Origin of the sequence: Collimonas sp., assembly GCF_035566555.1 — a bacterium.
Lineage (GTDB): Bacteria > Pseudomonadota > Gammaproteobacteria > Burkholderiales > Burkholderiaceae_D > Collimonas.
In genome coordinates this window covers 1-24094 of sequence record NZ_DATMRB010000033.1, presented here as the reverse complement: position 1 = coordinate 24094, position 24094 = coordinate 1, and the positions used below count along the sequence as shown (strand labels likewise).

Below are 24094 nucleotides of genomic sequence, written 5' to 3'. Positions count from 1 at the left end.
TCGGTGCGGCCTTGCAGTTCGGCCGGATTCTTTTTGGACGGGCCTTCCACCAGGATGCGCTGCACCGTGCCGACCATCGCCGCGCTGATGCGCGCCATGTTTTCTTCCACCACGGACTGCAGGTGCTGCAGCCGCTTCAGCTTGACTTCATGCGGCGTGTCGTCCTGCAGATTGGCCGCAGGCGTACCCGGGCGAGGACTGAAAATGAAACTGAAACTGTTGTCGTAACCGATATCGGTGATCAGCTTCATCAGCGCCTCGAAATCGGCGTCGGTCTCGCCCGGAAAGCCGATGATGAAGTCGCTCGAAATCGTGATATTGGGGCGCACCTGGCGCAGACGGCGGATCACCGACTTGTATTCCAGCACGGTATAGCCGCGCTTCATGGCCGACAGGATGCGGTCGGAACCATGCTGTGCCGGCAGGTACAGGTGATCGACCAGTTTCGGCACCTTGGCGTAGGTGTCGATCAGGCGCTGCGTGAATTCTTTCGGATGGCTGGTGACGAAGCGGATCCGCTCGATGCCGGGGATCTCGGCGATGTACTCGATCAGCAAGGCGAAATCGGCAATCTCGCCATCCGCCATGACGCCGCGGAAGGCATTCACGTTCTGGCCCAGCAGCGTGATTTCCTTGACGCCTTGCTCGGCCAGCCCGGCCACTTCAGTCAGCACGTCCTCAAAGCGGCGCGATACTTCTTCGCCACGAGTATAGGGCACCACACAGTAGCTGCAATACTTGCTGCAGCCTTCCATGATCGAGACGAACGCCGTCGCGCCCTCCACCTTGGCGGGCGGCATGTGGTCGAATTTTTCGATTTCAGGGAAGCTGATGTCGACCTGCGAATTGCCGGTAGCACGGCGCTGGCTGATCATTTCCGGCAAGCGGTGCAGGGTTTGCGGGCCGAACACCATGTCGACATACGGCGCGCGCTTAATAATGGCAGCACCTTCCTGCGAAGCCACGCAGCCGCCGACGCCGATCAGCAGATCGGGATTGTTGCGCTTCAGCTCGCGCAGGCGGCCGAGGTCGGAAAACACCTTCTCCTGCGCCTTTTCGCGCACCGAACAGGTATTCAGCAAGATCACGTCGGCATCCTCCGGACGGTCGGTCTTGACCAGGCCGTCGGAAGCGTTCAGCACATCGGCCATCTTGTCCGAGTCGTACTCGTTCATCTGACAGCCGAAGGTCTTGATGAATACTTTCTTTTGCATCGTTTTTTCCATGACTGCTTTATTACCGTTTCAAGCTATTGCGCTGCGCTTCAATTTTCTGGCCGGCTTCATCGGAAGTCAGGATCCAGACGCGATCGATGTCGCCTTGCGTGTTCAAGGTGTAATTCACCAGATAGGTGTTGCTGCCCAGCGAGCTCGGGACCTGGGTCAGCTGCTGGGTGTTCCAGATGCGCGACCCTGGCGACAGGCGCAGCGTGTTGCCGCTCACCGTGACATTTGGGTAGTCGGTGATGGTCAATTTGCCGCGCAAGGTGGTGGCGGGGAAGTCGCGCTCGACCGCCATGGCGGAAAAGGCCAGCGTCGCCAGCAGGAAAATCATGAGCAGGCGGATTGGCCGCATTGTTGCAGACATAAGAACTCCATAAACGAAAGCCACGTGCGTGATGTTGGAAGTGCTGCCCAGACCGGCCGGCGCGCTTGGCGGCGTGCATGTGGGAAGCGCGGATTATAGCATTTGGCGGCCATGGAACGGGATCGGGCCGGGGCTGGATCTTTGGCGAAAATGGATTGAACCGGAAATTGTTTTTTTGTTATTGAATTATGTTTTTGCAAATAATGACGGATGAGTGGCACTTTGGCGGCGACGGCCGGGGATCGAAATGCTTTCTTTGTGGAAACTCAAAAACTATAATTCGGCATCGATTGGATTCTGCGTTTTTCAGAGGGGCCTAGCGTGCAGAGAAATACCAGGATTGTTTTGTCTTTCAAGAAAAAAAATAACTACATCATGCCCATAGTTAGCAGAGGATTCACGTTAATCGAGTTGATGGTCACGATTGTCGTCGTGGCTATCCTTGCCGCGGTCGGCTTGCCGTCCATGGGCAATTTCATTGCCCAGAATCGCTTGTCTGGCAATGTCAACGAATTCATCGGCGCCACCATGCTGACCCGTTCCGAGGCGATTCAACGCAGCGGGGCTGTCACCATCTGCCGTAGCGTCAACGCCGAAACCGCTGCAACCCCGGCCTGCGACACCAGCAGCTCGGACTGGGGCAGCGGCTGGCTGGTGTATGTAGGGACAAGCGCCACCACGCCGACGGCCACCAACATCCTGGCGCGCCAGGGGCCGTTTACCAGTGGCACGATCATCCAGGCGGCTTCCGCGGCGACCACGCCGACGCTGACTTTCATCACCTATGTCGCAAGCGGTACGCCGATGCCGGCGCCGCCCGACAGTTTTACCTTTTCATTCAACAGCAAATTTCCACGCATGGTGTGTTTTTCACCAAGCGGGCGCACCAGCGCGCTCCCGGCTGGCGGCACCAGTTGCCCAACTTGATTTCGTTGATATAAATGAGAGAGATGAGAGACATGGTCTTTGTCGGCAGAAAAAAAGCGCCTGGGCGCCGCAGGCAAGGCGGCGTCGGCATGATCGAAGTGCTGATCGCCATTACCATTTCGGCGTTTGCGCTGCTTGGGCTGGCTGGGCTGCAAGTGGCGGCGCTGCGCTATCAGAAGGTGGCGAATTTCCGCTCGCTGGCCAGCCAGTACGGATCCGATATCGGTGACCGGATACGCGCCAACGCCGCAGGAGCGATAGCGGGCAACTATACCGCCGGCGGCACGTATTCAGCGGCATACACCGCTACTTCGCCAAGCTGCGCCACCGCCGGCGCCTGCACGCCGGGCGAGATTGCCAGTGTCGATATAGACGCCTGGCGGCTGGCAATGAACAGGGCCATGGCTGGCGGCTGGGGAACAGTGGCAGGCGACAGCACCAACGGCTTTGTCGTGACCGTCTATTTCAGCGAACCGGACAAGTCGCTGGCCGCCACCGCCGATCCAGGATGCGACAGCAAGGTCTTTCCTACAACCATGAGCACCAGCGACAAAGCTGCGATGCGTTGTTTTTTAATGGTGGTAATGCCATGATGAACCTACTCTCGCCGATGGCTGGTGAAAAGCGCAGGATGCAAGGATTTACGCTGATCGAGCTGATGGTCTCGATGACCATCGGCCTGATCCTGCTGCTCTTTCTCAGCAGCCTGTATTTCAACAGCAAATCCAGTTCACGCTTGAACGATGACAATGCCCGCATCCAGGAGGACGGCCGCTATGCCTTGAGTGTCATCGGCCGCAGCCTGATGCAGGCCGGGTTTGGCAATATGCTGACTGGCAATAGCACCGATTTCCCGCCGACGGCCTATTCGACGCTGACCGGACTGATGGGTTGCGACAACGGCTTTGTGCAGCCGATCACGACCACCCCGCCGACCTGCGCCGCCACCTTGACTGCGCCGGCTTTTGCGGTCAGCTATACCAGCGAACCCTATGACACCGTCAATACCCCGTCCAACAGCCTGATCAGCGGAGCCGGGACCGATTGCAGCGGCACGCAAGCTACCGGCGCCACCAGCACCGCCGGCGCCCTCGTCATGAACAGTTTTTATCTCGACACCACCAAGAAAGTTTTATATTGCCAGGGCAATGCGGGAAGCACCGCGCAAGCGCTGTTGAGCAATGTTGACAATATGACGATTACCTATGGCATTGACACCGGCAATCAATACACGCCGATGCAATCGACGACGTCCGCCAGCACAGCCGGAGCTTCCAGCATCAACGGCAACAACAGAGTCGGCTGGGACCGGGTCGTGACGGTCACGATTTGCCTGGAAATCCACAGCACCAACAACGTCGTCACGACCAGCACAGGCCAGACTTATTACAAGTGCGGTGCGACGACGGCCACCACGGCGAGCGATCAGCTATTGCATACCACCATGACACGCGTCTTTACCTTGCGTAACAACGCTGCCGCCAGCCTGGTCAGCTGACTGGCGCCAGACCAACTTATTCCAGCACATTTATGGCAAACACAAAACTCCAGCAATCCGGCATCGCGCTGCCGATGGTGCTGATTTTCCTGGTCGTCATGATGCTGATTGGTGCAGTGGCCATCCGCAACGTCACGCTCAACGAAAAAATGGCAGGCAATACGCGCAACCAGCAAGCCGCCTTCCAGGCTGCCGAGCGGGCCTTGCGTTACTGCGAAGCCGGGACGCAAAACAGCAAGATAGGCACCAAGAGCCTGAGCAGCATGCTGACTACGCCGGGCACGACATCGAATGCGTGGGATAACGCGACAACCTGGGCCAGCGGGGCGACCAAGACGGCGGTCTTGCCGGCAGTGACCTTGGGCACGGGGATCACCTGGACCGGGGCGCCCCCGGCACCGCAGTGCATCGTCGAGGATGTGACTTCGACCATCGGCCTTGGGCCGACGCAGACAAAGCGGGACCTCACCACCAAGGTTTATCGGATTACGGCGCGTGGCGTCGACGGCACCTCCAACGCCGTCGTACTGCTGCAAAGCTATTTAAAATTATGAGCGTAGGGAGAGTTTCAATGTTACGAACGAGTGTATCGCGGCGCATGCCGCTTGGCCGGCTGGTCAAGCTGGCAGCGCATTGCGTCTGCCTGGCGATGGCCGCGGTATCGGGTGTGGCGCTTGCCGAAATAGCGCAAGTCCCATTGTTCCTGCCGGTACCGCCACCGCCGAACATCATGTACATGCTGGATAACTCGGGCAGTATGGTGTGGGGTACCGTCACAGGCCTTGATGCCACTGCGGAATATGATTCAGCAAAGGACCGGCGGTCATACTATTCCAGTGCCTGGAATCAGATTTACTATAGCCCTGCCACGACTTATTCGCCTGGCGTAAACTCGGACGGAACCTCCATGGGGGCTGCAAGTACCGGAGCGACGATTATCGATCCGTATCTTGATCCGAGCACGACGCTGGACAATATCAGCGAGGGTTGCTATGCGACTTCGGCAATTCCATTGCCGCTCTATGATCCGGCGGCTTTCTCCCCCTATAATAACTGCCGCAGTTCCAGCAGCAGCAAGAACAATACTTACGTGGCGCAATATGCCTTTTATTACAATTGGGCAGGCAGCGGCACACCGACCGGCAGTTCCGGTCAGAACACCAGCACAAACTATACCCGGGTGGACATTCTTCCGAGTACCAAGACTTATCCTAAGGCAACCACTCGTACCGATTGTGCTGCTGCGTCGACCTGCACCTATGCCGAGGAAATTCAGAATTTCGCCAACTGGTTTTCTTATTACCGTACGCGGATACTCATGACGAAAACCTCGCTCGGGACGGCGTTCGCCGGGATCAGCGACCGCTTCCGCGTCGGTTTTGCGACGATTAACGATAACAATAGCAATACCAATACGGACGCCACCAATTTTGTGCCGCTGTCCACCTTCAGCGCTACCCAGAAGGCGGCCTGGTACGCCAAGCTATATGCCATCAGTCCTGGCGGCGGTACGCCGCTGATCGCCGCGTTGGACAATGTCGGCCAGTACTATATGGGAAACGGCATGTACGGCGCGAGCACCGTCGATGATCCGGTGCAGCTGAAATGCCAGGCCAATTACACAATTCTTTCAACCGACGGTTTCTGGAACGGGAGCGTACCGAGCACGATCGGTGATCAGGACGGCAAGGTACCGGCTACTTTGCCGGCGCCGATTAACAATGATCCGGTTTCCGGCACGGCATTGACGCCAGGCAGCGCATTTCCGACGCCTTTTTACGAGGGCAAGACTGCCAATTCCAATACATTGGCGGACACCGCGATGAAATACTGGATCAACGATGTCGGCGTGCGCTCAGGAAATGGCGGCACGGTAGGCAAGATTACGGCCACTCCGACCGATCCGGCGACCTGGCAGCATATGACCACCCATACGATTGGCCTGGGAGCAAATGGCACACTTATATACCAGCCAGACTACAAGACAGCAACCACCGGCGACTATGCGGCGATCAAGGCCGGGACAAAGAATTGGCCGACGCCGGTAGCAGACGACCCAACCGCGATTGACGATTTGTGGCATACCGCAGTGAACGGCCACGGCAGTTATTTCAGCGCAAAAAATCCCCAGCTTCTGCAAGCCGGCCTGAACAGCATTCTGGCCGAGATCGGCAGGGCTACCGGCTCCGGTTCCAGCATTGCCTATCCAGGCACTGCTGTCAGCTCTTCGGCCTACGCCTACGTGCCAAGTTTTGATTCAGGCACCTGGGCTGGCCACCTGAAGGCTTTCGCGGTGAATACTGACGGCACACTCAATACGACGCCGCAATGGGATGCCGCGACCTTGTTGCCCGCCTACGCGTCGCGCAATATCGTCACCTGGAATCCGACTTCGAAAGCAGCGGTCAATTTCGCATGGGGGAGTCTGACGACGGGCACAGGCAGCCAGCAAAGCGCTTTGGTGTCAACCAATGTCGTGGATTATCTGAGAGGCAATTCCGCGATGGAGCAAGCCGCCGATGGCAGCGGTAGCGGCATATACCGTTACCGCCAGTACAAGCTCGGGGATATTGTCAATTCTTCCCCCCTGTTTGTACAAAGCACCGACTTTGGCTATTCGGTGCTGCCGGCGGCAAGCGGCGGCGGCGCTACTTACACGACCTTCCTCTCCACCAAATCGACCAAGAATGCAAACGGCGTGGTATATGTCGGCGCCAACGACGGCATGCTGCACGCGTTTGACGCCAATTCCGGCGTAGAGACCTTTGCCTTCATTCCAAACAGCGTTTATCCCAACCTCAAGACCTTGAGCGATCCAAACTACGGTCACCATTATTTTGTCGACGGGCCGCTGGCGGAAGGAGATGCCTATATCGGCTCGGCCTGGAAAAATATCTTGCTGGGTACAACCGGCGCTGGAGCGCAAAGCGTGTTCGCTGTGGACATCACACCTACCGGCACGACCTTCAACGGCTCGGCACTTTCTACGGGCAGCGTGTTGTGGGAGTATGCCGCCGGCAGCGATGCCGACCTCGGCAATGTATTGGGCGCGCCGGCGGTGGTGCAACTGGCTACCGGGAAATGGGCCGCCCTGTTTGGCAATGGCTACAACAGTAGCAACGGCCATGCTGTGTTGTACCTGGTGGATGTCAACAGTGGCGCATTGCTGAATAAAATCGATACCGGCGTCGGCAGCGCCACGTCATTGAATGGCTTGTCCGCCCCGACCCTGTTGTTCAACAGCCAGCGCCAAGTGGTTGCCGCGTATGCCGGGGACTTGCAGGGTAATCTGTGGAAGTTCGATTTAAGCAATAGCGATTCGACCAAGTGGACCAGCAGCGCACTGTTTACCGCGACCAACGCCAGCTCCGTTGTGCAACCGATCGTGCAGGCACCGGCAATCGCTTCCCATCCCTTGGGCGGCTACATGGTGATGATAGGCACCGGCAAATATATAGAGACCACCGACAAAGCCAATACAGATACGCAGAGCGTGTATGGTATATGGGATAAAGCCGGTGCGGCCACAGCTACCCGCAGCCAATTGGTCCAGCAGACCTTGACCAACGTGTTGTCGTCGACCGGCGCCTTGCTAGGCCGTACCGTATCCAGCAACGCCATCAACTGGGTATCGCAGCGCGGCTGGTACATCGATCTGCCTGCCAGCGGCGAACGCGCTGTCGGCAATCTGCAGGTACTGAAAAACATCATCCTGCTGACCACCACCTTGTCGCCGAATACGGCCGATCCGTGCTCTGGCGGCGGCAGCTCGCAGATCATGGGGGTCAATTACCTGAGCGGCGCCTATTCCTCGAAATTTTCCTTGATCGTGGCTGGCACCACGGCCACCAACCTGGCATCGGCAACCATAGCCGGTACGGTAGGTACGCCGCTGCCAATGACTCCTCCCGACCCGACAAAACCGCCATGCCTGGAGTACGTCGACCTTACGGGAAAAACCTCATGCCAGCCATTTAACCTCAAAGGCGTCGCGGTGCGCCGCTGGCGGCAATTGTCGCTACATCCGTGATAAGGGAATCTCTATGAAATTCGGAAACATGCATCAGCAGCGCGGTTTCACCTTGATTGAACTGATGATTGTGGTCGTCGTGATTGCGATCCTGGCCGCGGTCGCTGTGCCCAGCTATAGAGCCTATGTACAGCGCGGCGATCGCGCTGCTGCGATGGCGGCATTGCTGCAGGATAGCAACTGGATGCAGCAGCAGTTCACGATCAATAACACTTATCCGATAGCGGACACCTCGACTGTCAAGGCCGCCATGCCCGCACGTCAATCACCGCCCGGTGGGACCGCAAGATACAATCTCAGCATCAGCTCCGGCAGTGGTACTAGCTACGTGTTGTCGGCCGCGCCGGTCGCTGCCGACAAGTGCGGTACATTCACGTTGGACAATACCGGCGCACGGGGAGTAAGCGCTTCTACTGATCCGACTTTCATCGGCAACTGCTGGGCTGCTCGCTAGGAACCATGCGCTCTTGTATCGCTTAATGAAAGCCTCGGGCAAGACTGGCTTTGCCTGAGGCAATCAACGTCGTCGCCTAGCCTGTCACCCAAACTAGATGATGCTCTCCGGCGTTTTCTGCTCATGAACAAGAGCGCCGTTCAGCCTCAACTGAACGTCGCTCGGGCCCGTTTTTTCTATCTGTCTGCGGTCCGGAAAATGTTCTACGCTAACGATCCGTCATTCGAATCGAGGTCGCTGCTGGCGATGTCATTCGAGGTGCTTGAGCTATCATCCGACGAGTTGTCATCCCCGTAGTAATTATTGATGGTGGTGTTTTCCACCGGTGCCGCCAATGGCGTCGCCGCCTGCTGGCCAAACAGCCCGCCGCCGTGATTGCCGCCGTTCCCCATTAAGTGCTCAATCCCCTGGAACAGGAACGCGCCGCCGGCGACACCCGCAGCAGTGGTGGCGACGCTGCCCAGCACATTGCCAATCCCGCCACCGAAAAAGCCCGGCGCTGCCGCCGGTGCCTGCAGAGGTGTCTGATAGGCAGCCGCAGCCTGCTGCTGCATTGGCGCTGAAGGATAAGGCGTCGCTGCCGGACGTGACGCTGGCGCCGCACTGTTGCCCCAGGCATTTGCCGGATCCAGGAAGCCGCGTGCAGGCGCCTGTGCTGCCTGGACCTGGCTTTGGAGGTTCGCGATCTGCGCCTTGGCCGCATTCAGTGCCTGATCCATCAGCAGCGCGCGCTGCACCAGCAAATAAGCAGCGTCGGGCTGCTGCGCCACTGCACTGGCGATCAGCGCATCGGCTTGCGGATCCTTGGCGATGCCTCTTGCCTGGACGAGTTGATTGAGGAAATCTTGCAAAGCTTGCGATTCTTGCGGACTCATGGAGGTTGCTCCGTAGGAGTGATGGTCAGGAGCTTCATATGGCGCCATTTGTACTGGCGTTCAAGAGGTATTTGGTATCGGCATTGAAATACCTGCAGGATCAAATCTGCTCTTCTGTCTGGCAGGCAACATCTTCCTGCCAGTTCGCCAATGGGCCCTTCACGACGACCTTGTACCCCTGCTTTTTTTTGCCGCCCGAAATGCCGAAGTAAACGCGTTTAAAAGTGTCCGACAAACAAAAAACCCGCATCAGCACAAGGCTAGAGGCGGGTTATTGTACGTTACTAGACTTCTTGAAACGTGTTCGATAGGTGGAGTTTAATATCTATCTATAGCCTTTGTAAATAAACGAGTTGTATATTTTTTTATTGAAAAGCACCGTACTAAGCACCGCAAAAATAATTTCTTAAATATTTTTACAATCTCATCGGCAATGGGCGCGATGAGGTCATACCTCATTAGAAGTGCAGTGTGGTCATTAATTGGGATGTTTGGAGATTAATTGGCCCCCAGATGAACGTAAGACAGCATTTTATTTTCTGCCGCCCCCCCCAAAAAAAAAACTCTCCCTTCTATAGCGCAAATGCTTGTGATCAGCATCTACTCGTCACATTGTCTGGATCCGCTAGGGTACAGGTGGCTTTCGACTTTTGAAGCAGCACAGCGGAATCAATTTCCGACCAACTTTATTCATTGTGATCAATTTGGTATTCCGACCAATTAAAGTCGAAAACATGACCCTAGCACTCATGCGGGCTACCAGCCACGGAAATTCAGTTACAGATTGCCCAAAGTCGAAAACACATTAGCGTATCCGATCACGCCTTTGTCGCATCAGGCGGCAATTTCTGTACCAAATACACAAAGGCGCGTGCATGGCGCTGCCGCCGGAAGTACAGGAACGCCAGAACCAGCGAAGCCAACTGCAACGCTGCGCAGAAATAGAAGGGCGCGCCGATGCGCCAGTCTCCTTTTGGCAGGCTAGATACCGCGCCCAGCAAGGGCGCTCCGATGACAGGCGCAATCACCGCCATCAAGCTGTTGAGCGAGCTGACTGCGCCCAGTGTCTGGCCCTGGTTTTGCGAATCCGCCGCGCCGGAAATGATGCTCTGGACTGCGGCGGTGACTGTGGGACCGAAGATGTTGGCGAAAATGATGGCGTACATCATCCAGCCATGGCTGGCCATCCCCCACAACAAATAGGCGATAGTCGACGACAGCAGGCCGATGATCGCCAGCCGCTGGGGGCTGAAGCGCTTGAGCAGAGGGTTCAGCAATACCCCTTGCACCAACACCGACATGATGCCGACCGCTGCCAGCGCCTGGCCGTTTTGCAAGGGCCCCCAATCAAACTTGAGGTTGGTGTAGAGCATCCAGATGGTGAACAGTATGAATTGTGCGAGGCCGCTGCAGGCAACCACTCCGACCAGGAGACCGACCGTTTTCAGTCGCGATAACGCGTGCAGGGAAGACAGTGGGTTGGCAGACTTCCAGCTGAAGGCGCGACGGCGGTCGGCCGGCAGCGATTCCGGCAGCACAAAATAGCCATAAGCGAGGTTGGTCAGGGCCAGGCTGCCGGCGACAATGAAAGGCAGGCGTAAACTGATGGCTCCCAGCAAACCGCCCATCACCGGCCCGATGATGAAGCCGACACCGAACATCGCCCCGATCATGCCGAAGCGCTTGGCGCGTTGTTCCGGCGGCGTGATGTCGGCCACGTAGGCATTGCACACGGCCGCGTTGGCTTGCATGGCGCCGCCCACCAGGCGCACCACGATCAGCATCCACAGTGCGGTCGAAAACGCGGTGGCGAAAAAATTCAGGGCCAGGCCGCAAAATCCCAGCAGCAATATCGGCCGCCGGCCATATCTGTCTGACAGCGCGCCCAGGACCGGCGCGCCGAAGAAATTCGCCAGGCCAAAGGCAAACGCCACGGCGCCATACCAGAATGCCGTATCCGCTTGCGAGCCGGTGAATTTGCCTACCAGCGCTGGCAATACCGGCACGATCAGGCCGACTGAAACCATGTCGATCAACACCGTCAACATGATGAAAGGCATGGCGGCAGTGCGGGCCTTGTGCTGTGTCTTAGTGCTGGAAGTGGTCACGCTTTGCTACTCCGGTAGGTGGTGTCATCGTGCGGTGGCGGACAAGGACCGTCTTAGTGATAGGCACGACAATTCATATGACGGTTTGATGACCATGACCATGACGATGCGCATGCCAGGCCGATATGGAACTGTTCAATTGAGGAAATGCCAGCGCCCGTTCTTTGTCGTCTAGTCTCGCGTCAGCCGGGGCGCCTCGAAACGACGATTCTCCAGCACCGGCAGCACGCTCCGTGCATACGCGATGCGCGCCGGGTCGACATCGGCAAAAATCAAGGCTGGTCCTTCGGCGGCGCGCGCCACGGCGACCCCCAGCGGATCTACCACCATGCTGTTGCCGATATTACGCGGCCCGCATTCGCCGGTGGCCGCCATATAGCAGGTGTTTTCCAGCGCGCGTGCGGTAATCAGGACTTCCCAATGCATCTCCTTCAGCGGCCCTGTGAGCCAAGCGGAAGGCAGCACTAGTAATTGGGCGCCGTCCAGCACCAGACGGCGCGCCATTTCGGGGAACCGGACGTCGTAGCAGGTCATCAATCCGACCTTGAGTCCCGTGATATCCAGCAAAGGAGGAATCTCGTTTCCAGGACTGACGTTGGTCGATTCTTTCACGGAAAAAGCATCGTACAAGTGCAATTTTCGGTACTGCGCAATGATCTCGCCATTGCGTAGCACGATCAGTGTATTGAATACCCGTTGATTTGGCGCAGGTATGTGTATGCACAGCGCGACGGTAAGATTTGAACCGATGCTGGCCGCCAAGAGTTGCGTCACGAACGGACCGTCCAATGGTTGCGCCGCTTTGAGCACGATGTCGGGATCGGCAATGTCGCGCGCCAGCACGCCTTCCGGCAACACCAGCAGATCGGCAGCGCCGTGCTTCGCCTGCGCCATCAAATCAATACACGTTTTTACATTTTTCGGCCATTCCCGGCTGACTGCAAACTGTCCAAGAGCCACTTTCATGATGCCTTTCTTTTTTCCTGTATTCAGGCCTGCGCCAGCTTGGCGCAATGCTTAACCATTTAACGATTTAACCATTTTCAGGCATAGGCGGGCGGTGCTTGGCGCCAGACAGGGATTCGCCCATGTGCAAGAAAAACTTGTCGTATATTTCCCGGTCCGTCACTGTGGTGGTTTTCGAATCGCCGGCGGTGTCCCAGATGGTGGCGGTAAAGCGCGCCCGCACCAGCGTTGCCGAGCCGCTCATGCCTGGACGCACCGAAATGACGGCATTGACGCTCTCATGATCGGGTTTGGCGCTCAGCGGAATTCCCCTGCTCTTGAATATGGCGCGAATCGCCTCCCGCCAGCGCACGCCGATCACCTTGTCTTTCTGGGCTTCTACCAGGAAAACCTCCGGGTCTGCCTTGACCGGCTTGAAGCCCATCTCCTCCAGCGCCCAGGCACTGGCGGCGACCGCCCCGGAACCGTTCAGGCTGGGAAACAGCTTATCCTGGACTTGCGTCAAGGTTGCCCGTTCCTTGTCATTGAGATCAACGGTAACCTGCTTGGAACTGAGTCTCAAGAGTTTGCTGCCGCTATCGCCGGTAACCCTTTCATTGGGATCCTTGTCGGTGGAACACGCGGTGGCGCTCAGAAGCAACGCGGCTGCGGAGATCAGGATGGAAATCCTGGGAATAAATCTGACGGTCATTATTGGTATCTCCGTTTTATAAAATATGACAACAACCAGCGCCGCAAGGCGCATCAACGTTCTTACACTGTCAAAGCGCTAGTTTGGACCCTGGCCGCATGCGGTGCAATCAGCTCTTCCAGTTGCGGGCTGAGTGACGGCAGGAAGGCGGTCCAGGGGCCGGCTTCGTCCGGCGTCTGCAAATCAGGATGGAAGCGCCGTACTTCTCTGGCAAAACGCATTCCCATTTCTGCCATGCTGCGCAATTGCATTACTACCGCGGCGCGCGTTTGCGCGTGGATGCGGCTACGTTCTGCTTCTGCATGACGCAGGGAGGCGACCAGTCGTTCCGGCAAATCTGCAGCATCGACTTTCAGCATGCGGCGGCCGATCTCTTCTTTGCCCAGCAGATTTGCGATCCGCTCATCCATGCTGACGCCGACCGCCGGCACGCCGGCTTCCATGCTGGTGACGATGGCGTGGAAGCGTGAGCTCAGCAACAGGTCAGCTGCCCGCAGCAGGCCGACCATGGCAGCGGGCGGTGCGTCGCCGCTGACCACTACCGGCGGCGCTTGCTTGAAACGGCCCGCGAGATCGTTGCATGCGATACGGTCGACTTTATCCATGCCGACAATCAGCACGCTGCCGCCGCTTTCCTGTTGCCATTGCCGCGCCGCGAAGGCCAGCGCGTCGAGATAGGTTGCATAGCGTGTACGGATGATTTCATCGTCGGGATGAAATAGCAGGCTGCCGAAATGCAGATCGCGATGGGCGCCGGTTTGATCCAGTTCCTGCGCTTTGAGCAGGTCCGGGCTTACTGGCCACCAGAATGGATTCATCGGACATACGACCAGCAGCGGCCGGCGTACCAGGCGCAGCGCGTGCAACCGCTCCGTGGCGGCCACGGCCGGTTCCGCCTGATAAGTCCATGCGGTGTCGGCGCCGCCTGTGGTGCGCAAGCCAAGCGGTTCCAGCACTACCCTGGATTCCTCGTTGCGGCACAAAACCAGCGGCGCGCGGCCGAGGCCGGCGACAAATTCACTCAGGTCGGGATCCATCTTGCCGGCCTCCGCGCCGTAGCCGATCGCCAGCTTGCCGGCGGCGGCGGCGATGCCCAGCGCGCCGCCCAGCATGCCGGACAACATCGAACACAAATTTGATTTAAACATGGAACCATCGCAGGCGATCACACCGTCATAGCGCGGGATGGTCTGCATGAGGAAGTCGGGGAAATAGCCTAGCACCGGTTCCAGAATGACGTCGTCCAGCAAATCGGGCGGCAGTTCGTCGCCGGTGGCGACCAGGCCGATCACCACCTTGTCGCGGCCCAGGATGGCACGCACCTGCCGCATCATTTCCGCTACCCGTACATCGGAGCCGGTGTTGCCGCCGCCGGCATAGCCGGCGAACAACAAGCGCAAAGGCGCGCCGGGCTCCCTGACCAGCGGCGGCAGGCTGGCGGCGCTGCCAATCAGCTGGTTGAGCTGGCGGTACATGACTGGATAGGCGGCGTTGGACGCCAGAAATTCTTCAAGCAGCTTGGACATAAGAGATGTTCTTTTCAATGAATGCAGGTTGCAGGGAGCCGTCCCAACGCCAGTAGCGGAGGGGGCGGGACGGCCCGTCGTGTGTCAGGGCGGCCGGGTGGCCGCCGGTGATCGCCAGCGGCATCAGGCGCCAGCGCAGGTGATGCCTGGACAGCAGCAGCGGAACGGCGCCGTCGAAAGCCACTTCGACCTGCTCCAGTTCCGACAGTCCGCTGCCGATGGCCTTCAATACAGACTCCTTCGCAGTCCACATTTGCAGGAAGCGATATGCTGCATCGGCACCGGCGCCTATTGCTGTGCGCTCGCGCTGGGTGAAATAGGTGCTGGCAATGCCGCGCCAGTCGAAATGTGCGGCGGCCGGCCGTTCCCGATGTTCGATATCGATACCCAATCGCATATCGCGGCCGATCGCGACCAGGGCGACGGCGCCGGAGTGGCTCAGGTTGAAAGCCAGTCCGGGATATCGCAGCAGCCAGGGTTTGCCGTCACTGCTGGCTGCGATGCGCAGCTCTGCGGCGGGAGTTTCAAGCGCAGCCGCCAGTAAACGCCGCAATGCATCATGCGCTGCGGCAAAGCGCGCGCCATCCTGTTGCCGCAAGAAGCGACCGGCGCGTTGACGCTCCGTTTCGGACAACAACGCGTAGTCCGGTTCGGTATCGTCCAACGCGATGGCGATGACATGGATACTGTGCGTGTCGGTCGCCAACTCGGTCGCCTGCTGATTCGCCAGTTCGTTCACAGCGAATACTCGACGCTCGCCGCCAAGGTCGATGAGACATGCTGAATCACAGCGGTCTCTTCATCGCGCACAAAAAAATGGCCACCCTGGAACAGATGCCTGTTAAAGCCTGCACCTGTCAAACCGCGCCAATGGTCCAGCGCAGCTACCGGGACATGTTCGTCCTGATTCCCGCCCATGGCGGAAATAGGTACATTCTGCAAGCGGCCGACGGCGGTGAAGCGGTCGTTCATTTCAAAATCGGCGCGTAATAGCGAGAACACGTTGGCTCTCAGATCGGGTTCCTGGAACACGATGTCAGGCGTGCCGCCCAGTTGCCTGAGATAGGCTTCCAAACCGGCGTCCGTCAGCCGGTGCAGATCTGTTTTGTACTCCGGGATCGGCGCCCGGCGCCCGGCCGCGAACAGATGCACGACCTGTGCCTGCTTGCGTTCCAGTACCTGTGCGGCGGCAAACGCCAGCGTCGCCCCCATGCTGTGGCCGAACAATGCCAGCGGCCGGTCCAGCAGCGGCTCGATGGCGCGCAGCAGGGAGGCGACCATGATGTCGACGTTGCGGCCTGGCTCTTCGTTCATGCGTGTGCTACGTCCAGGCAGTTGCACCGGGCAGACATCCACGAAAGCCGGCATTCGGTCGACCCAGGAGCGGTAGGCCAGCGCCGCGCCGCCGGCATGATGGAAGCACAGCAGCCGGATCGCTGCCTTCGGACGCGGCTTACGGAACATCAGCCAATTATCGTAGGGATCCGGGCGCTGGACCGGAAAAGTCTTGCTTGCTTGAGTAGTCGGCATGGTTGCTGATTCCTGGTTTCTGATTTCTGACAAGTAGAGGTTGTTTCATGCCGGCTGCGCCGCTTCAGCCGCCGCCTCGGCCGGTGCGTTGCGATCCTGCGACATCTTGTACAGGCGCGCCGCCAGCGCCTCGATGGTCGGATAGTTCCAGATCAACGTCGGCGACAATTTCAGGCTGAGCCTGGTCTCCAGCCGCGTCAGGATCAACAGCGCGCGCGCCGAGTCCAGCGCGTAGCTTTCAAAGGTGCGGCGCGGATCGATCTCGTCGGTCGAGACCGCAAGCTGGTCGGCGATCTGTTCCATCAGCCATTCCTGGATATCCTCCTCGCTCTGCGGCGAGCCTGCGGTCGCTTTGATGTCTGTTGCAGCGATCGGCAGCGCTACCGGCGACGCGTCGTGCAGCGCGAGCGACGGCGCTGCGCCATTGAAGGAACGCTCTGTCGCAGCCTTCATCAGCGCGTCAGCGATCTCCGCAGCTCGTCGCGCTTCCGGCTTGGCGAACCGGGTGTCGGCAGCCCAGGCGTTGAACGCGCCCATCGCCGGTCCGCACCAGACCTGATAGTCGAACAGGCGCTCTTCCTGGCCCAGGATCGCCCAACGCGAGGATTGCCCCAGGTACCAGCGGAACACCAACCCCATCTGTACCTTCGGATCACGCGTCGCCAGATTTGCCAGCGCCGGATTGCGCTCGCGCCAGAAGGCGTCGGTTGCGGCGATGATCTCGGTAAACGGCAGGCGGAAAAACTGGCGTTCCAGCCGCTCGCGTTCTGCCGGCGGCAGCGCCTCCAGCGACGGGAAGGTGCGATACAGGTCCCACAGCGCGGTGGCCCTGACGGCAAACAAGCTGCCGCGCTTCAACACCTGGACTTGCACACCAAGTTCAAACATGTCGGCCGCTGGCGCCATTGCGACGTCAGCGAGGTCGGCCTCTGCCAGTAGCCGTTTGACAGCGGGGGAGGTGGCCGCTTCTACGCATGCCTGGTTGACCGACCCGGTGACGATATAGTCAGCGCCCATGGCGAAAGCCGCTGCAATCGCGGCCGGCGTACTCATGCCGCCTGCTGCGCCGAGGCCCACCCGGGCCGCTGCCGAGAAACTGCGGGCGATGCGCTCGCGCAGCAGGGCCAGCGCCGGCAGCGCGCAGACCAGCGACTGGCGATCGGTGTGGCCGCCGGAATCAGCTTCCACGGTAACGTCGTCGGCTACCGGCAACAGCCGTGCTGCAGCCGCTTCGCCGGCCGTGAGCGCGCCGCTGGCCAGCAAGGCAGACAAGATCGTTTCCGGTGCAGGGCGAAAGAAGGGCTCTGCGACTTCGCGCCGCGAGACCTTGGCGATCACGCGATTACGGGCAATGGCGCGGCCGGCGGCGTCGATATGGGCGCCGCGCGCGCGGTACAGCACAATGGCAGGGCTGAGCGACATGAAGGCTGAAGCCTCGACGGTTTCGATGCCGTTTTTCAGGTACAGCTCGACCAACGCTAATTCCAGTTCAGGATCGTCCGGCGTATGAATCAGATTGAAACACAGCGGCTTGCCAGGCAAGGCCGCACGCAGGTGGGCGATGGCAGCCTCGGTGCGTTGCAGCGACAGGCCTGCAGCGCCGAAACTGGCCAGGCAACCGGCCCGTGTCAAGGACTCTACCAGCGCTTCGCCGGCAATGCCGTTAGCCATCGCGCCTGCCATATAGGCCAGGCGAAGTCCGTGTCTCTGGCGGAAAGCGGCGCTGCCGAGTTGCTCTGCGTTGCGTACTACGTTTTGCGCTACGTTGTGCGCGGCCGAGCTCATAACGCCACTCCGCTTGCCGGCGCCAGCGTGCCGTGGCTGCTTTGCGGCGCCGACTGACCGACCAGGCGGATACCCAGTCCTTCCACCCGTCCTACCACGCGACCGTTATCGATCAGATCGATATCGGCGATCAAGTAGGGTTCCGGACCCAAGCCGATTTCGACGATATCGGCGCGATAGCCGAACAACTGATTCTGCGGTAAAACCTGGGCACGGAAGCGCACCAGGATCGGCCGGTCTGGCACAGGCTGGAAGCGGGCGCCGCTGACGGCGGTCTGCAAGCCAAGCGCCAGCGCATGGATCTGCAGCAGCTGGAATGCGCCTTCCATCATGCAAGGTCCAGGGAAGATCGGGTCATCCTTGAAGTGCGCACGGATCGCCCAGTGTTGCGGATCCAGGCGGAACTCCGCTTCGCTGACGCCGAGCCCGTAGGCGCCGCCGCTTTCAATCCGCGTCACCCTGTCGATGAACTGGATTACCGGCGGCGGAATCCGCAGCGACGGATTGCGGCCGCCGGTGGCATGCGCGGGCGATAGCACTTGTGCGATATCGCCGCGCGCCAGAGCGATCAGGTCGGCATTCTCCAGCGCCCGTCCTGGCGGCGTCAGCGGCGCGCGGAATCCGCTTTGCGTGACTTTGCGCGGAGTCCGGTGCTGGTCCGTAATGCCGGCGCCCTTGGCCAGTTCTTCGTAGGTGAAGAAGCCGGCCGTGCAGTGTTCGATTTTGAGCATCGGCTGGCCGTCGACGTGCGCCAGGAAATCGGTCTTAAACAGGGTCGCGTCGCCGTTACGGAACGACTGCTTGATATGGATATCGTATTCGACGCGCTGGCCGGCCTGCGGCATAGGCCCTAGGTAAGTCAATTGCGCATCCAGCCAGCGATAGGCGCGTTGGCCCTGGTTTTCGAAATCGATGCCGAGCCAGCCGACCAGGAACAATACGCCCTGGGCATCCAGCGACAGATACGATACCTGGCCATCGACGGCGTTCCAGGCCGGATCGGGAATATCGTACTCGGTACGGATGCGAGCGTCTTCCAGCTTGCCGTGGGTACCGGACATGCGGGTGACCCGGCTGACCGCCATGAACGGTGGACCCGGCACGCGCACCCGGCGCGGCAGGTTGTCGATAGCCGCGTATTGCGGTCCCAGTACGTTGGCGACCCGGCCTTCGGCGAATTCCATGATGTCGGCCTCACCGAACAAGATCTCCCGCGCCGGCGAGGGATTCGCGGCCAGGCCATTGTGCTGGGCCGCGGGCGGCGGACTCGGGTTGAGGTTAAGCAGGTTGGCCAGCGCTGCGTGCTGCGTGGCGAGCTGGGCGCCGTGCTGTTGCGCCTGCTGCTCCAGGTTTTGCAGCAGATTGTGCAACGAGGCGTCGGCGGGCGGCAGCGGCGCTGGCGGGGTGTGATGCGTATCGGATGTAGTCATGCTGTTCCTGGTAGCCGTTGCAGGCATGGTGGTAATAGGTTGGGGTTTTTCAAGCGGTCTGGACAAAACCTGATCCAGGCCTTGCTTGCGCAGCGATTCGACCAGCGTTTTGCCGATGGCGGGTTTGCCGAACACCAGATCCTTGTAAAGCGCGGGCTTCTTCACCAGCGGCGGCGTGTCGAGAATTGCGGCCAGGTCCAGCGGCACGCGATGCGTCACCAACAAAGCCAGCAGTCTGATGAACATCGTTGCATCGCTCTGATCCCGGCGCCCCAGTGCAAAACTGGCGTGCGGCCTGCCTTGCAGGGTTTTGCCAATCCAGCGGCTGCAGTTGGCGCCCGGACCTAGTTCGAGAAACAAGCGGGCACCCTCGGCATAGGCTTGCTCGGTCAACGCCGGGAAGTCGAGCGGCGCCACCAGGTCGCCTGCAATCCGCTCCGCCAATGCTTCCGAATCCCAACTACGCGGGGCGCCGCCCGCAAACAGCAGGCCAGCCGGTTGAGCGCCAATCGGAACGCTGAAGCATGCCGCGATATTGGCGTGCTCCTGCGCCGCTGGAGCGCAATGCATCGCCAGGCTGTCTGGTGCCGGTACCGCATCGGCGCTCAGTTTGTGCAGGATGCGGGCGCAAGCGGCGCGCTCGCCGACCAAGGTGACTTCATCCGGCGCATTGATCAGGCTGACATAGGCGCGTGGCTCATGGCGGGCAGCATCCACCACCGCCGCTGCCGGCGCCAGCACCAGGAAATTAACCCAGTCTACCGGTGCCTCCGGCGGCAATTGCCACAGTTCGCGCACACCTTGTTTGTCGCCGGATAACTTGGCCAGGGTGCTGTCGAGTCCCTTCAGGCGCTCACTCCAGGCATCGCCCGGGGTCCAGACGCCATTGGCGAACAGCATGCTGGACTGGCCCAGGCTGTGGCCGAACAGGAGTCCTGGGCGCAGTCCGATGCGCTCGGTCAGCAATTTCGTGTATTGCCAGCTCGACAGGATACCGGCGTTGATCAAAGCGTTGTTATCTTGCAGCAGTTGCTCTTCGATCTGCATCCGTGCATCTGGCGTCAATGGCGCCAGGCTTTGCGGATAGAGCTGTGCGCTGCCGATGGTGCGGCCGGCGTCATGGTGCGCCGTGGTCATTTGCTCGATGCATTGCGGGGCCAGTTGCGCCGCTGTTGCCGCCAATCCTGTGAACGCCGTGTTCAAGGCTGAGTACACAAAGGCAAGCTTGCCTTCACGGCCAAGCGGTTGAGAGGTATAGCGACTGCCGCGCGGCGACTGCCATTCCGCCGCACCTTTTGAAAGTTGCGCCAGCGCGGCTGTCGCTTCGACCAGCAACTCTGTTTTATCGTCGGCCACCAGCGCCAATGCCAGCGGTGGCCCGGCCTGATAATCGCGGACCGCGGCACGGCACAGTTCCGCCGCATCGGCGCCATTGCCAAGTTCGCGCGCCAAGGCCGTCAAGTGTTCCGTCAAGGCGGCGCTATTTTCAGCGGCTAGCGGGAACAACAACGGCAATGCCGGCGCTATGGCTTTGGCGGCGACACCGTCCGGAACCTCCGCCAGCATGCCCTGCGCCGAACTGCCGTCGGCGTCTTGCGCCAGGATGGCGGCGATGCGGCGACCTGCAGCCGGACGGAACCATGGCCTCGCTTCAGTTGGTACATAGGCATCCGCTTCGCTCAGGCCGTGAGGTATTTTTTCTTCTTTCTGGCGTTCTTTCCAGCCAGCCCAGACCGGCACGGTTCGCGCGTTGAGCGCCAGCGCCGCATGGAGAGTCCCGAGCAGAGGCGCCACCATACGGCTATGGCCGAAGACGGCGGCTGCGCTGGCCAATGCCGGACGGCCACCCAGCAGGCTGGCCGCAGGCAATGTTTCGGTGGTCTCGAACAAACCGACCGAGGTAGCCGGAATGGCGCTCGCGTTGCCGGCATTGCGGGCAGCGGCTGCAGCCGTCGAACCGAAGCCGGCGCCGCGCCATTCGGCATAGGCCGGCTGCGCCCGTTGCTGCACCGCCGCCGACGGTTCCAGAACGATGGCGCAAGCACCTTCGCCCAAAGGCTGTGAGATATCGCGCCCGGCGGCCAGCCGCACCATCAGGTTTTCGATGGCGCCAGCGAGATCGACCGCGCCGACCAGCACCGCGTCAGCTTCGCCCTCAGCCAGCAATTGCGCACCCAGGTCCATGGCGCGCAGGGCGCCGGTTTCATCGCCTGTCAGCATGAAAGCGGGGCCGGAGAAGTCCCAGGTGGCGGCAATCCGACTGGCCAGCAGGCTGCCGACATAGCTGAGCATGACCACGGCGTCGACTGGATTGTGCAAGGCTTCGCGTACTGCCTGGGTCAGGCCAGAGCGTTCCTCCGGCGTCAGTTTGAAACCGGCGGCGTCCAGGCTGTCTTCCAGCCGCCATGAAGATTCCCAGCGCGCCATCAAACGGTGACCGCTATGGTCCATGGAGCCGGCGATGATGACTGCGGTGCGGCTGCCTTGGACGATGCCGGCATCATGCAAGGCGGCGTCGGCCACCGATAGCATCAGCAGCTGCTGCGGATGCATGCGCACGATATCGTTGGGCGGCACGCGCAAGCGCAAGGCGTCGATGGCGACGCGTTCTAGGTAAGCGCCTGCCGGTGCAGCGCAGGGCAGCGACAGACCGGCATGGCGTTCTTCCGGCAGCGGCCGCAGACGCGGGCGGCCTGCGGCCAAGGCCTGCGCCACCGACACCAGATCCGGACAGTCGCCGATGGCGGCGCCCATGCCGGTCAGCAGCGCGGTGCCGCCTTTGCGGCGCGACGGGCCTTGTTCGCCACCTGCCTGCCCGGGACCGTCCAGAATCAGGTGTGCGTTGACGCCGCCGAAACCGAAGGCATTGATGGCGGCGCGTTTGTGACTGCCCGGCCAGGGCGTGTTTTCCATCAGGATAGCGGGCGTGCCGGCGATTTCCCGCGACAGCGGGTTCAGGATGCCGACGGTGGCCGGTATGTTGTTGTGACGCATCGCCAGCAAGGTTTTGACCAGGCCGGCGACGCCAGCGGCAGTCAGCAGATGGCCTACATTCGATTTGACCGAACCGACCGGCTGGTTGGGACCGAATACCTTGGCCACGGTTTCCAGTTCTACCCGGTCGCCCAGCCGGGTGCCGGTCGCGTGGCATTCTACATAAGCCACTGAAGCCGGATCGATGCCGGACTGGGCATAAGCCCGCTCGCAAGCCAGCAGCTGGCCCTTCGGATTGGGCGCAGTCAGGGTCTGGCCGCGGCCGTCGCTGGACAAGCCTATGGCGCGCACGGTGCCATAGGCTTGCGTGCTGTGACCGGCGGCGCGCCGCAACACCAGCGCCACAGCGCCGTCGGCTGGGGCTACGCCATCGGAACCGATATCGAAAGGGCGGTTGGTGCTGCCGTCGGGCAGCGCCTGGGTGGCGGCAAAGCCGAAATTGGCGAACAAAGTATCGAAGGCGTTGGCGGCGACCACCAGCATGCTGTCCGCCTCGCCCGACGCAATGTGCAGCGCCGCCAGATAAATCGCATACAGGGACGTAGCGCAGGCGGCGTCGATGGCATAGCGCGGGCCGCCGAGCCCGAGCGCTTGCGCCAGGGTAGTGGTGATGCCGCCGGAAACGCGCGCCGATTCGGGATGCGTGCTAGGCGTGACGCGGCCTGTGCTGAGTTGCAGCGGGTTGTTCGGTGCAGCGCTGGCAAGGGCCTGCGCCAGCGCCGTATCGTACAGCGGCCGGGTGATGGCGTCGCTGGCCGAGCTGGCGGCCCAGGCATAACTTCCCAGCACGATGCCGACTCGCGACAGATCGGTTCCGGGCCACATGCCGGCATCGCTCAGCGCAGTGCGCGCCACCGCCAGCGGCCATTGGATGCAGCGATCCTGCGCCGTCAGGAATTCCGGCGGCAGCAGGTAGCCGTTGGGGTCGAAGTCATAGCAGACCGGTTTGCCGAGTTCGATGCTTGACGTATGGTCGGCAATGCCGCGCCCAGGTTGCATGAAACGGGTTGGGTCAACGCCCCAATCTTGCTTGTCGGCGGTGCGGATAGAACGTTTTCCTGCCACCAGGTTGTCCCAGAAACCGTCAAGCGTGTCGGCATCGGGCACCAGGCAGCCTATGCCTGTGATATCTAACGGAAACATCAATAAATCTCCTCTTTGACCGCTTAGATGGAATAAGCAAGAACCGTTGTGGCGGTTCCGGCAAATTGGGTGGGGGTAACGGCGGCAGCCTGTCCACTGGCGGGGGCCAGCATGGCGTCGCCCACCACGAACTGGTAACCGCCGGCGCGGGTGCCGCTCAGGGCGGCGGCAAACAAGGAGGCGCCGTCGGCAATCGGCAGCAGGCCGATGTCGCGCTCTGCGAACATCTTTTTCAGAGCCGGCGTCACCATGCCGCCCTCCCACGGCCCCCAGGCCAGAGCAACCACGCGCGCGCCATGCCATGCATGCGGCAGGTGGAACGCCAGTTTGCTCAGCGCTTCATTGGCCATTGCGTAATCGGCCTGGCCGACATTGCCGGAGACGCCTGCTGTTGAGGAAAACAGCACGGTGCGCGCCGGTGGCGCGTCACGCAGCGCTTCCAGCAAGGTCAGCAAACCATCCAGCTTGGGCCGGAACACGATGTCGATATCGGCCTCGGTCTTGTCGGCAATCTTGCGGTCGGCCAGTGCGCCGGCCCCATGCACCAGAG

At 60.4% G+C, this 24094-nt stretch carries 19 protein-coding genes; 7 read left to right on the top strand and 12 right to left on the bottom strand.

Annotated elements, in window-relative coordinates; genetic code table 11:
* A partial coding sequence (gene miaB / locus VNZ65_RS05030) for a tRNA (N6-isopentenyl adenosine(37)-C2)-methylthiotransferase MiaB (RefSeq protein ID WP_325666697.1) occupies window positions 1-1214 on the bottom strand: 1214 nt, incomplete at its 3' end.
* Window positions 1215-1236: 22 nt separating this feature from the next.
* Entirely contained in the window at window positions 1237-1587 is a 351-nt protein-coding gene (locus tag VNZ65_RS05025) for a hypothetical protein (RefSeq protein WP_325666695.1), read from the bottom strand.
* A gap of 31 nt (window positions 1588-1618) precedes the next feature.
* On the opposite strand from VNZ65_RS05025, the gene VNZ65_RS05020 reads away from it, so the two are divergent.
* From VNZ65_RS05020 to VNZ65_RS04990, 7 genes are all read left to right on the top strand, one after another.
* Entirely contained in the window at window positions 1619-1801 is a 183-nt protein-coding gene (locus tag VNZ65_RS05020) for a hypothetical protein (RefSeq protein ID WP_325666693.1), read from the top strand.
* A gap of 161 nt (window positions 1802-1962) precedes the next feature.
* On the top strand, window positions 1963-2514 hold the full coding sequence (locus VNZ65_RS05015) for a GspH/FimT family pseudopilin (RefSeq protein ID WP_349255967.1): 552 nt from the start codon (window positions 1963-1965) through the stop codon (window positions 2512-2514).
* 23 nt (window positions 2515-2537) lie between these two features.
* Complete coding sequence (gene pilV / locus VNZ65_RS05010; RefSeq protein WP_325666689.1) at window positions 2538-3107, top strand: type IV pilus modification protein PilV; 570 nt, start codon at window positions 2538-2540, stop codon at window positions 3105-3107.
* Entirely contained in the window at window positions 3104-4012 is a 909-nt protein-coding gene (locus VNZ65_RS05005; RefSeq protein WP_325666687.1) for a PilW family protein, read from the top strand. Before pilV ends, VNZ65_RS05005 begins: the two co-directional genes overlap by 4 nt.
* Window positions 4013-4044: 32 nt before the next feature.
* On the top strand, window positions 4045-4566 hold the full coding sequence (locus VNZ65_RS05000; protein ID WP_325666685.1) for a pilus assembly PilX family protein: 522 nt from the start codon (window positions 4045-4047) through the stop codon (window positions 4564-4566).
* A gap of 17 nt (window positions 4567-4583) precedes the next feature.
* Window positions 4584-8042: a pilus assembly protein gene (locus tag VNZ65_RS04995; protein WP_325666683.1), complete on the top strand. Its 3459-nt coding sequence runs from the start codon at window positions 4584-4586 to the stop codon at window positions 8040-8042.
* A 13-nt stretch (window positions 8043-8055) separates the two neighbouring features.
* Complete coding sequence (locus tag VNZ65_RS04990) at window positions 8056-8496, top strand: type IV pilin protein (protein WP_325666681.1); 441 nt, start codon at window positions 8056-8058, stop codon at window positions 8494-8496.
* 203 nt (window positions 8497-8699) lie between these two features.
* On the opposite strand, the gene VNZ65_RS04985 is transcribed toward VNZ65_RS04990, so the two are convergent.
* The 10 genes from VNZ65_RS04985 to VNZ65_RS04940 all read right to left on the bottom strand — a co-directional run.
* Window positions 8700-9371, bottom strand: a complete 672-nt coding sequence (locus VNZ65_RS04985) for a DUF2076 domain-containing protein (RefSeq protein ID WP_325666677.1) — start codon at window positions 9369-9371, stop codon at window positions 8700-8702.
* 818 nt (window positions 9372-10189) lie between these two features.
* Window positions 10190-11479: a TCR/Tet family MFS transporter gene (locus VNZ65_RS04980; RefSeq protein ID WP_325666675.1), complete on the bottom strand. Its 1290-nt coding sequence runs from the start codon at window positions 11477-11479 to the stop codon at window positions 10190-10192.
* Window positions 11480-11650: 171 nt separating this feature from the next.
* On the bottom strand, window positions 11651-12445 hold the full coding sequence (locus VNZ65_RS04975) for a deaminated glutathione amidase (RefSeq protein ID WP_325666673.1): 795 nt from the start codon (window positions 12443-12445) through the stop codon (window positions 11651-11653).
* A gap of 67 nt (window positions 12446-12512) precedes the next feature.
* Window positions 12513-13136: a hypothetical protein gene (locus VNZ65_RS04970; RefSeq protein WP_325666671.1), complete on the bottom strand. Its 624-nt coding sequence runs from the start codon at window positions 13134-13136 to the stop codon at window positions 12513-12515.
* Between the two features lie 62 nt (window positions 13137-13198).
* Window positions 13199-14662 carry a polysaccharide pyruvyl transferase family protein gene (locus VNZ65_RS04965; RefSeq protein ID WP_325666669.1) on the bottom strand — a complete coding sequence of 488 codons (1464 nt, stop codon included), beginning with the start codon at window positions 14660-14662 and terminating at the stop codon, window positions 13199-13201.
* Window positions 14646-15401: a 4'-phosphopantetheinyl transferase family protein gene (locus tag VNZ65_RS04960; RefSeq protein WP_325666668.1), complete on the bottom strand. Its 756-nt coding sequence runs from the start codon at window positions 15399-15401 to the stop codon at window positions 14646-14648. The genes VNZ65_RS04965 and VNZ65_RS04960 overlap by 17 nt, the downstream gene beginning before the upstream one ends.
* Window positions 15398-16192, bottom strand: coding sequence for a thioesterase II family protein (locus VNZ65_RS04955; RefSeq protein WP_325666666.1), 795 nt, complete (start codon window positions 16190-16192; stop codon window positions 15398-15400). The genes VNZ65_RS04960 and VNZ65_RS04955 overlap by 4 nt, the downstream gene beginning before the upstream one ends.
* A 45-nt stretch (window positions 16193-16237) precedes the next feature.
* Entirely contained in the window at window positions 16238-17977 is a 1740-nt protein-coding gene (locus tag VNZ65_RS04950; protein WP_325666664.1) for a PfaD family polyunsaturated fatty acid/polyketide biosynthesis protein, read from the bottom strand.
* Window positions 17974-23544: a beta-ketoacyl synthase N-terminal-like domain-containing protein gene (locus tag VNZ65_RS04945; RefSeq protein WP_325666662.1), complete on the bottom strand. Its 5571-nt coding sequence runs from the start codon at window positions 23542-23544 to the stop codon at window positions 17974-17976. The genes VNZ65_RS04950 and VNZ65_RS04945 overlap by 4 nt, the downstream gene beginning before the upstream one ends.
* 23 nt (window positions 23545-23567) lie before the next feature.
* Window positions 23568-24094: KR domain-containing protein (locus VNZ65_RS04940; RefSeq protein ID WP_325666660.1), on the bottom strand; the 527-nt coding region annotated here is incomplete at its 5' end.